The organism is Desulfobulbaceae bacterium, from assembly GCA_015231515.1.
Taxonomy (GTDB): Bacteria; Desulfobacterota; Desulfobulbia; order Desulfobulbales; family VMSU01; genus JADGBM01.
Window position 1 is genome coordinate 1 of sequence record JADGBM010000106.1, and the last position, 10,191, is coordinate 10,191.

10 protein-coding genes are annotated in these 10,191 nt (G+C 45.4%); 4 read left to right on the plus strand and 6 right to left on the minus strand.

All coding sequences use genetic code 11. The features are described from left to right. A partial coding sequence (locus HQK80_13290; GenBank protein ID MBF0223176.1) for an 8-amino-7-oxononanoate synthase occupies positions 1–1,140 on the minus strand: 1,140 nt, incomplete at its 3' end. A 334-nt stretch (positions 1,141–1,474) separates the two neighbouring features. Here HQK80_13290 and HQK80_13295 point away from each other — a divergent pair. Genes HQK80_13295 through HQK80_13305 form a run of 3 tightly spaced genes read left to right on the plus strand, consistent with a single transcriptional unit; the run spans position 1,475 to position 4,286 of the window. After that, on the plus strand, positions 1,475–2,260 hold the full coding sequence (locus HQK80_13295) for an ABC transporter ATP-binding protein (protein MBF0223177.1): 786 nt from the start codon (positions 1,475–1,477) through the stop codon (positions 2,258–2,260). Continuing rightward, positions 2,250–3,449, plus strand: a complete 1,200-nt coding sequence (locus HQK80_13300) for an ABC transporter substrate-binding protein (protein MBF0223178.1) — start codon at positions 2,250–2,252, stop codon at positions 3,447–3,449. The genes HQK80_13295 and HQK80_13300 overlap by 11 nt, the downstream gene beginning before the upstream one ends. 6 nt (positions 3,450–3,455) lie before the next feature. Continuing rightward, a complete protein-coding gene (locus HQK80_13305) occupies positions 3,456–4,286 on the plus strand; it encodes an ABC transporter permease (protein ID MBF0223179.1) in 831 nt (276 codons plus the stop codon). Positions 4,287–4,294: 8 nt separating this feature from the next. On the opposite strand, the gene HQK80_13310 is transcribed toward HQK80_13305, so the two are convergent. The 3 genes from HQK80_13310 to HQK80_13320 are packed head-to-tail and all read right to left on the minus strand — an operon-like array spanning position 4,295 to position 7,585. After that, complete coding sequence (locus HQK80_13310; GenBank protein MBF0223180.1) at positions 4,295–4,957, minus strand: CAAX prenyl protease-related protein; 663 nt, start codon at positions 4,955–4,957, stop codon at positions 4,295–4,297. 31 nt (positions 4,958–4,988) lie between these two features. Next, positions 4,989–6,518: a YifB family Mg chelatase-like AAA ATPase gene (locus HQK80_13315; GenBank protein ID MBF0223181.1), complete on the minus strand. Its 1,530-nt coding sequence runs from the start codon at positions 6,516–6,518 to the stop codon at positions 4,989–4,991. A 38-nt stretch (positions 6,519–6,556) separates the two neighbouring features. Further along, positions 6,557–7,585, minus strand: a complete 1,029-nt coding sequence (locus tag HQK80_13320; protein ID MBF0223182.1) for a KamA family radical SAM protein — start codon at positions 7,583–7,585, stop codon at positions 6,557–6,559. Positions 7,586–7,739: 154 nt separating this feature from the next. Between HQK80_13320 and HQK80_13325 the strand changes: the two genes are divergently transcribed. Further along, a complete protein-coding gene (locus HQK80_13325; protein MBF0223183.1) occupies positions 7,740–9,476 on the plus strand; it encodes an NAD-dependent malic enzyme in 1,737 nt (578 codons plus the stop codon). Positions 9,477–9,577: 101 nt separating this feature from the next. Here HQK80_13325 and HQK80_13330 read toward each other — a convergent pair whose 3' ends face one another. Together HQK80_13330 and HQK80_13335 are read right to left on the minus strand one after the other, a co-directional pair. Then, complete coding sequence (locus HQK80_13330; protein ID MBF0223184.1) at positions 9,578–9,931, minus strand: MGMT family protein; 354 nt, start codon at positions 9,929–9,931, stop codon at positions 9,578–9,580. 6 nt (positions 9,932–9,937) lie between these two features. Next, positions 9,938–10,174 carry a hypothetical protein gene (locus HQK80_13335; GenBank protein MBF0223185.1) on the minus strand — a complete coding sequence of 79 codons (237 nt, stop codon included), beginning with the start codon at positions 10,172–10,174 and terminating at the stop codon, positions 9,938–9,940. Positions 10,175–10,191 lie beyond the last annotated feature (17 nt).

Sequence of the window (10,191 nt, forward strand, 5' to 3'; positions counted from 1 at the left end):
TAATAGGCCGTCAATTTGCGTCGTTGTATGGAATGATGATAAAGCCAGACGAATGCGTGCCTGTCCTTTTTCTACAGTAGGATGACGAATACAGATTGCGAAATATCCTTGGCTAAAGAGCCATTGTTCAGCCTCTAAGGCCTCGGTGTCTTTACCGATAATGGCAGGAATGATCTGAGTCGTTGATTCTCCGGTGGAGACCCCGATCTTTTTCAACCCAGCCCTTAGAGATGAGGATAGTGTCATCAGATGGGCTCGTTCAGCGTCAAGGTCTGGCACAATATCAAGAGCCGCCTTAATACCTCCTAAAACAGCTGGCGGCAAAGCAGTAGTATAGACAAAGCCGTTACAAAAATTAATCAGGTACTCCTTCATTCTGGCTGAGCAGGCAACATAGGCGCCAAAAACCCCACACCCTTTACCAAAGGTCCCCATAATCACATCAACATCTTTGCCGCAGGCCAGACCCATACCATTGGGACCAAGAACGCCTGTGGCATGTGCTTCATCAACGATGAGCAGCGCATCATACAATTTGGCAAGTGAAATAATTGCATCAATGTCACAACAGTCGCCATCCATACTGAACACAGATTCGGTAACTATAATAATACGTTTTCCGCGGGCAGTATATTTTTTCAAAAGATCACTGAGATGAGACAACTCATTATGCCTGAAACGAAAAAGCGAAGCTCGGCTCAACAAAGCCCCTTGAATCAGGCTGTTGTGGCATAAACGGTCTGCCAGAATCACAGTATCTTTATCAGCAAGTGCAGGCAGGAGGGTAACGTTTAGCTGATAGCCGGATGAAAAGATTAACGACTCTTCCGTGTTTTTGAGTTCTGCCAACTGCGTTTCAATCGCACCGAAAAAATCTCTATTACCGCACACAAGTCTTGAGGCAGTCGAACCGGCGCCATACCTCTTCACAAAATCAATACTGCCCTGCTTAATAGCCGGATGCTGAGAAAGACCGAGATAATCATTGGAACTAAAGTTAATACAGGGCTGTCCCTGGTAGACGATCTGGACAGTATTAACCACCGTGACATCTTTTAAAACCCGCAAAGAATCGCTCTGGCGACGTTGCTGCAATCTATCAGTGATGAATGCCGAGTTTGTTTTTTTTACTGACTGCATAGGTACGCTTTTAGCAATGGGTCTCTAACAGGTCAGTTGACAGGGAAAAACCAATGGTGTGCTCACGCAACATGACAGGATGTCGACTTTTGACAGGATAACAAGTATTGAACAGGTTACTGCCTAATTAAAGGATTTACAGCAAAAAATCAATGCCTTGTTCTGCAGCAGCTATGCGATAACCAAACAGATAACCGAACACATTCTCTTGACTTTCTTGACAAATGGTATGTACCATTTATATTCTCGATAAGGCAATTAGACACATGCCAATTAGTCATATCGTTAACTGAAGCAGCCACTAAAATACCATCAGATAAGCGAACTAAATTTCTTGAAAATAGAGTTCAAAAAAGTTTCAAAAAAGTATTTATTGTCGCATCATCAGACCTTAACGGTCTTCGACAACTTAGATCTTGTCATTGAAGACGGGAGTTTTGTTGTCATTGTTGGTGAGTCCGGCTGTGGAAAATCGACCTTACTTCATCTTATTTCAGGGCTCACCAGTCCCACGGATGGTTCCATTCTGGCAGATTCACAACTAATAGAATCAACCGCCCCCACTCGAACCATCTTATTTCAACATCCAAGTCTGCTCCCCTGGTTAACAGTTGAAGAAAACATTGGTTTTGGCTGTAAGCTTCGCGGGGACACCTACAAAATTGCAAAGCGGACCAGGGAGCTGGTTGATCTGATTGGCCTTAACGGGTTTGAAAAAATTCACCCGCCAAAGCTTTCCATTGGTATGGCTCAACGTGTCTGCCTGGCAAGGGCTTTTATCAGCGACCCACGGGTTCTGCTTCTTGACGAGCCCTTTGCCTCCTTAGATTTAACCAATAGATCACGACTTCAAGCAAAACTTATTGAGATCTGGCAACAGCAAAAGTTCACGGCCGTGCTTGTGACCCATGACCTTGACGAGGCAGTAAGTTTAGGTCAAAAAGTTTTTTTTCTAGGAGGTCACCCTGCAACCATTACCTCCACTATCGACATTAATTTACCCTATCCAAGGGACGCCAAAAGCAGCAGTTTTTTTGAGGCCAAACGACAAGTACTTGAAGCATTTCAAAATACAATCACTTCTGTAAATCAAACACGGACTTCAAACGATGACGGTTAAAAAGCTGACCCGCAGATCACTCATTAAAGCAGGTGCCATTGCGGCTGGAATCAGCGCAGTGCCAACGTTTTATAGTCCGGTCGCGGCCCGCACACGCAGAACGTTGCGTATCGGTTATCTGCCCATTACCGATGCCTCACCGCTGTTAATTGCCCATGCCAATGGTTTTTTTAAAGATGAAGGTATTACGACAGAGTTACCAATTCGACTACGGAGCTGGTCGACCCTGGCAGAGTCATTTATCACCGGCAAATTTGACGTTACCCATCTTTTGCTCCCCATACCGATCTGGATGCGCTTCAAGAACAAAGCCCCTGTTAAAGTGCTGGCCTGGGACCACACTAACGGCAGCGCTTTAACCGTTAGGGCCGATTCGGGCATTAACAGCTTTTCTGATCTTGGCGGCAAACAGCTGGCCGTACCCTACTGGTACTCAATGCACAACATCATTTTACAGATGGGCATAAAGAATGCGGGGCTTACCCCTGTTATTCAGCCACAAAAACGTTTTCTTCCTCTCCACCAGGTTAATCTGTTTATACTTCCGCCGCCAGATATGCCCGCTGCTTTGGCTGGCAAAAAAATTGACGGATTTATTGTTGCTGAACCGTTTAACGCCTTGGCCGAGATGCGTATTCAGGCCAAAATCATGCGTTTTACCGGGGATATCTGGAAGAATCATCCCTGTTGCGTGGTGGTAATGACAGAGAAAATCATTAACGAAGACCCCATCTTTACTCAAAAAATTATTAATTCAATCGTCAGAGCCCAGTTGTGGATCAAAAACAACCCCCTTAATACCGCCCAAATCTTATCAAAATCAGGAGGCAAGTATCTGCCAATAGCAGAAGATGTTTTAAAGAGGGTGTTTACTAAATACGACCTTGCCACCTACGGAAGCCCCATGCAGCCAACTGCAATTAAAAATTCGCAATGGAATTCCAGCCGAATAAGCTTTCAACCTTACCCGTATCCCTCAGCAACTCGATTTATAACTCAAGAGATGAGCAATACCTTAATGGAGGGTGATCATTCCTTCCTAAAAACGCTACAACCTGGTTTTGCGGAGAAAGATCTTGTTGATAGAAGCTTTGTAAAAAACGCAATCGCTCTGGTTGGCGGGCCATCAATGTTTGGTGATATTGATCTGGAAAATCCATGGACCCGGGAAGAGATTATCTCTCTGTGACGCATGATGAAACTAATCAAGAAGTATTTCAAAAAACACAGACCGGAACATCTCACAGCCAAAGGCTTCAAAGAACCCTTCCACCAGTCTTGTTATGCGGCTGCGGGCATTGCTGTTTTTATATTTATATGGATTGTTTGCGGTACTTTTATCTTCAGTCGCCCTGATTTTGAACAATTTTCAGGATTCCTACCAGGACCAACCATCAAAGCTCTCCTTACACTGTTTGTGGACAATGAGTTTTGGTCCTCTGTCATTGCCAGCGTACGGAGGGTTACACTGGGAGTTGGCACCGCGTTATTTCTGGGTTTACCGCTGGGACTCTTTATCGGTTACTCAAAACGCGCTCAGGTAATGACCTACACACCGATTCAGTTCATTCGAATGATTAGCCCGCTTTCCTGGATGCCGATTGCCCTGCTTATTTTCGATACATTTGAACAAACAATCTACTTTCTCATTACCATGGCAACAATTTGGCCAATCATGCTTAACACAGCACTTGGTGTTAAGCGGGTTAACCCACAATGGATTATGATGGCCAGAAATCAAGGCGCCAACCACAGGCAGCTTCTCTATCTGATTATTTTGCCAGCCTCGATACCATATATACTGACCAGCCTCCGCCTGGCTATCGGTGTCGCCTGGATAGTGCTGGTTCCAGTAGAATTCTTAGGGATTTCAAGTGGCCTTGGTTATATTATCAATGATGCCAGAGACACCATGGAATATGACAGGTTGATGGCAATTGTCTTAGCAATCGGGGTGATAGGATTTATTCTGGACGGCACAATCCAGCTTATTCAAAAACTCTTTCACTGGACCTGGGTTAATTAATTGCTGAGTTACCACAACTCCCAGGTTTTAGTATACAATACGTATACCCCAAGCAGGGCATTGCTTGTTGCGTGCGCAACGATACAGTTCCAAAGATCACGACGCCAATAAAGGAGCAGATTTAAAAGAATACAATAAACTGCTGCGGCAATCCATTCGGGGTGCGCTAGAGCAAAGAGAACCGTTATCCAGGCAAATGATTTAAACGTAAAAACCCCGATTTCCTGATCCTGCCAGTCCGGGGAAATCACCCACCGCAAAAGGAATCCTCGCCAGAAGATCTCTTCAACCAGGGGCACCAGCACAGCAAGGCCGGTCATCCGCATAGCAATAAATCCCCACTGCCCTACCGTACTGTTAATTGACTGAAACGGATTAAATGATGGTCGTTGTTCAGGTTGAAGAAAATCGGGAAGGAGATCAAAAATTAGTTGCTCAAGGTCTAACCGACAGATCAAAATCCATGCAACAACTCCAACAACACCAACAATGACTCCAGACGCTATATTGCCGTGAATTTTAACAATATCCTTACCTCGAAGCAGAAACAGGGTTGCTGCACCTACCAAGACGACACAGACGGGGTATAATAATGGATATTGATCAGGGAAATAACTCAGTAACTGCGTGCCAAGGAGATATAAGGCAAAAGGAACGATAAAAGGGATCATAATTGCTCCAACGTATTAAATGAGGGGGCTCCTAAGCCGATCTGTCAAGCCTTCGATATTGGATAGCCTCAGCGACATGACTGGACTTGATATCTTCTTCATTATCGAGATCAGCAATTGTGCGGGCAATTTTCTGGATGCGATTATAAGCCCTTGCTGACAAACCAAGACGGTTTACAGCATTTTCAATTAACTGCTGGCAGGTACTGTCAAGTGCACAGAATTTGGCAATTGCCTTGCTGCCCATCTGGCTGTTGCAGTAAACATGTTTGTGGCGCTGAAAACGTTTCTGCTGAATTTTACGGGCCGCCACAACCCGTTCCTTAATTACCTTAGAACTCTCACCACTGGTTTGGGATGTTAAATCGGAAAAAGGGACCGCCGAGACCTCGACATACATATCGATTCGATCAACGAGTGGGCCTGAAATTCTGCTTTTATATTTAAGCACTTGGACAGCTGAACATGTGCAGTTGTGCGCTGGATCACCGTGATAGCCGCACGGGCAAGGATTAACAGCGGCAACCAGAATTATCTCAGCCGGGAATGTCAATGAACTTGATGCCCGCGAAATTGTAACCATGCCATCCTCAAGAGGCTGCCGCAAGCCTTCGAGTACATTTTTCCTATATTCTGCTAGTTCATCAAGAAACAGTACGCCATTGTGTGCTAATGAAACCTCACCCGGCCGTGGCACTTGACCGCCGCCAATCAATCCGGCATCAGAAATAGTGTGATGAGGTGCCCTGAATGGCCGTTGGCGAATTATGCCTTGGTATTTATCGGTCAACCCGGCCACACTATACACCGAAGTGGTTTCAATGGCCTCTTCAAGTGAGAGATCAGGGAGTATGGTAGGCAACCGGCGGGCTATCATTGTTTTTCCGGAACCTGGCGGACCTTCAAAAAGCAGATTATGGCCACCAGCAGCGGCAATCTCAAGGGCGCGTTTTGCCTGGCTCTGCCCCTTCACCTCACTTAAATCAATGTCATACTGGCATGATGCAGGCCTATCATGTAAAAACGATGATACAACAGGTTCAATCACCTTTAGACCTTCTAAAAACTCAACCACTTCAAATAGAGTATTCACGGCAATAACGTCAAGACCTTCAACGATTGCGGCCTCTTGGGCATTTTCAGCTGGAACAATTATCCCGGTAATAGCTGACTTTGATGCGGTGATAGCAATAGGCAGTACGCCTGGAACGGGACGTAACCTACCATCCAGCGACAGTTCACCAATCAACAAATACTCCTTATGTTTTGTGCCCTTCAGAACACCAGTGGCAGAGAGGATGCCAATGGCAATTGGAAGGTCATAACCCGTACCGGCCTTGCGGACGTCAGCAGGCGCCAGGTTAACGGTAATTTTGCGGGCTGGGAAATCATAGCCACAATTTTTAATAGCAGCTTTAACACGGTCCTTACTCTCTCGGACTGCACCCTCAGGCAGTCCGACTGTGGCAAAGGAGGGCAGACCGGGAGCAATATCAACCTCAACCTCAACAATGAGACCTGAAACACCTTCTAAAGTGGCGCTAATTACCTGAGATAACATGCATTACACTCGATCACAAATAGTACATTCATAAATGGTTACCGATAATGACAGATCTTGCCGCAGTAGTTTCGAAAGGTCATTGTCTCCCCATGTTCAATACAATAGTCAGGAAGAAGCGGTATCTTTCCTCCACCCTCAGGGGCATCAATGGCATAGGTTGGTACTGCCAACCCGGATGTATGGCCAATTAACTGTTTCATGATATCCAACCCCTTTGCCACTGTCGTGCGAAAATGGTTGGTACCCTTTGTCATATCCGTTTGAAAAATATAATATGGCTTAACCCTAATCTGCAACAAACGCCGCATAAGGGTTTTCATAACTTCTGCATCATCGTTAACACCTTTCAACAACACTGTCTGACATCCCATCTGGATACCTGCATCTGCAAGTCGACCGCAGGCCTCCGCTGCCTCCGGAGTGATTTCAGCTGGGTGATTAAAATGGGTGTTAACGTATAAAGGATGATGTTTCTTTAACATCTGGGCAAATTTCTTGGTAATACGCATGGGCAGCACACACGGAACCCGGGTGCCCACACGAATTATCTCAACAGAACTCACTGCCCGAATTCTCGACAATATCGAATCCAGAGCTTCATCAGAAAGCAAAAACGGATCACCCCCGGAAACAAGAACATCTCTTACCGCCGGTGTGTTTTCCAGATATTCGATTCCGGCAGCAATTGTACTCTCCGATATTTTCATCCGACTGGTTCCGACTTTCCTCTTCCGGGTGCAAAACCTGCAGTAGACTGCACATTGGTTATGCACAAGAAAAAGAACCCGGTCCGGATATTTATGGATCAGATTTGGAACCGGACTTAAATTTTCTTCGTCCAGGGGATCCTCATAACAAACACCATCATGGAGTTCGTCAATATCAGGCACAACCTGTTTGAACAAGGGCGCCCCATGTTTTTTGATCAACCCCAGATAATAGGGATTAATCCGCATAGGATATCTCTCGGTAACCCTGTCAAGCCCAGGAAAATCTGTAGCGAAAACCTGCTCCAAACCAGTAATTGATGTGACACTTTTATTTACTAATTTCTGCCACGACATACGTTATAACGTCTCGATCGGTTCGTGTTTATGGAATGGTAACGAATAGAGGTTGTTATTTTTTCTTCTTATGAAGTATCATTTCATAATGAATCACCAACACAACCTACTTTAAATAAAAGTACAATACCTTTTCTGACAAGGAGAGTAAAAAATGCCAAGAGATGATTATGGTTTCAAATTTGATGACTACGGAAACACAGAAGCAATTCTTGTTTACAACCGTGGGTTCGGACTGTTTGGCAACTGTTATACATGTAAAGGCACTGCTTACACGGAAGAAGAACGGAACCAACTTGATTTGAACGCCTCGGTCCCACCATCTGTTCGTACCCTTGCAACACAAGTCAGAAATTCTGTAAACAAAGTAAATGCCAAGGAAAGCGACGTTGAAAAGTTTATCTATTTACGTGCACTTTTCGATCGTAACGCAACCCTGGCCCATGCGGTAATCGCTTCTGACATTGAGCGCTACATGAGGATTATTTATACCCCGGTAGTAGGTTATGCATGTCAGCATTACTCCTCAATGTTCCGTCAGGCTAATGGCCTGCACTTTTACCCTGGTAATATTGACAGCGCCGAAAGTATCCTCCGACAGTTCGTTCACCGAGATATTCGCGTTGCCGTGGTCACTGACAACCAGGGCATCCTGGGAATTGGTGACCAGGGGGCGGGTGGTATCGCCATCTGTCTTGGCAAGCTTATGCTCTATACTCAGGGTGCAGGTATTGCCCCATGGCACTGCCTGCCTATTTCACTAGATGTTGGCACCAATAACAAAGAACTCCTCAATGACGATGAATATCTTGGTTGGAGGCATGAACGGCTTGAAGGTCAGGATTACATCGATTTCATTCAACGTTTTGCCCGTGCCTTCAGGGCCGTTTTCCCCAACACTCTCTGCCAGTGGGAAGATTTTTCCAAACAAAATGCCTTCGCGATCAGAGACACCTACCTTCACGATCTGATCTCATTTAATGATGACATTCAAGGAACTGGTGCCGTGACACTGGCTGGCATCTACTCTGCCATGAAAATTAAGAAAGAGTCGATTACCGACCAGGTTTTCCTGATTCATGGGGCTGGGGCTGGCGGGGTCGGTATTGCAGAACAGATTGAAGTGGCCTTAATTGAAGCAGGACTCGACCAGCAGGCCGCCCGCGCTAAAATCTTCACCCTCGATAGTCGGGGAGTGGTAACCTCTGACCGCAAACTTGAGCCATACAAGGAAAAATTCGCTAAAGATCCGGCAAAACTCACCTGGCTTAAAGCATCAACAGACGGTTCATTGCTTAATGTCATTATCAATGAAAAGGTTACGGTTCTTATCGGCACATCAGGCCAACAGGGCTGTTTTTCAAAAGACATTGTCGATGCGGTCATGCAGAACACCGACAGGCCGGTAATTTTCCCTTTGAGCAATCCCACTTCAATGTCAGAGGCAGTTCCGAAAGATATTTATGAGTGGACCTCCGGCCAGGCACTTGTCGCAACCGGCAGCCCCTTTGATCCCGTTATCGCCGATGGTGAATCAATCCGCATCGGTCAATGCAATAATGTTTTCGTTTTTCCTGGTGTCGGTCTTGGCGTCCTTGCCTCTGGAGCAAAAGAGGTCTTACCGGCCTTTTTCACCGCTGCGGCTAAAGCAGTTTCAGAATCGGTTTCAGATGATGATCTCGCCAGGGGAATCTTGTTTCCACCGGTTCATTCTTTAGCAGAAGTGAGTTTAAAGGTCGCCAACTCTGTAGGAGAATGTGCACTTAAAGAAGGTGTCGCACGCCTTTGCGTTTTTAGCAATTATCAACATAACAGTGATATAAAACGCCTGAAAACTCTCATAAAAAATATGCGTTGGACACCTGACTATATACCGCTGATTCCAATGTAATTTAAGGAAACTCCCATACAATGAACTTACGATTGACCATGCTGGTGCTGACAGTTGTAACGATACTGTCAGCCTCAGCAGGTGGATATTTTTACTACACATCAACTAATCCTTAAGAGCTGGAAGGTCTCGGGTTTATAAAGGCATCGGCAATCCCTTAAGAAATCGCCTGTAAACTCAACACCTTCTTGCTGCAACAGATCTTTTTTCTTTTGCACAAGATCACCCGAACGCGCGCCCGAGTAGCCCCCTATAGACAAATCACTTTTGATAACTCTGTGGCATGGTACTTCAGGGGCATAAGGATTTCGCTTTAAAGCCTGCCCGATGGCAAGTGGACAATTACTCCCGACTGCCTCGGCAAGATACTTGTAGGTTGTCACCTTGCCTTTCGGAACAGTCTTCAAAGCCTGATACACCTTTTCTTGAAATGGTGTAACTTTCAAATCATCCACCCGCAATTATTTGCTGCACACAAGATCATGGTCTTTAGGCTCTTCGGATTTGAGCTTTTTAATCGCCTCAACGATATCAATTCCAATACGTAAATGGTTCGAAGTGTGATTACAGAATACAACATTTGCACTATCCTTGCTTTTGATGCCTCCTTTACGAAGGGGCATATCAGAAATGAGCATAATTGCACCGGTCGGTACATTTAAGGCATATCCAACCGAAAATAGGGTGGCAATTTCCATATCAATAGCCAAAATAC

Excerpts from the sequence above, each read along its gene's own strand:
- HQK80_13300 (MBF0223178.1), top strand. The coding sequence starts at position 2,250 with ATGACGGTTAAAAAGCTGACCCGCAGATCACTCATTAAAGCAGGTGCC.
- HQK80_13305 (MBF0223179.1), top strand. The coding sequence starts at position 3,456 with ATGAAACTAATCAAGAAGTATTTCAAAAAACACAGACCGGAACATCTC.
- HQK80_13310 (MBF0223180.1), bottom strand. The coding sequence starts at position 4,957 with ATGATCCCTTTTATCGTTCCTTTTGCCTTATATCTCCTTGGCACGCAG.
- HQK80_13315 (MBF0223181.1), bottom strand. The coding sequence starts at position 6,518 with ATGTTATCTCAGGTAATTAGCGCCACTTTAGAAGGTGTTTCAGGTCTC.
- HQK80_13320 (MBF0223182.1), bottom strand. The coding sequence starts at position 7,585 with ATGTCGTGGCAGAAATTAGTAAATAAAAGTGTCACATCAATTACTGGT.
- HQK80_13325 (MBF0223183.1), top strand. The coding sequence starts at position 7,740 with ATGCCAAGAGATGATTATGGTTTCAAATTTGATGACTACGGAAACACA.
- HQK80_13335 (MBF0223185.1), bottom strand. The coding sequence starts at position 10,174 with ATGGAAATTGCCACCCTATTTTCGGTTGGATATGCCTTAAATGTACCG.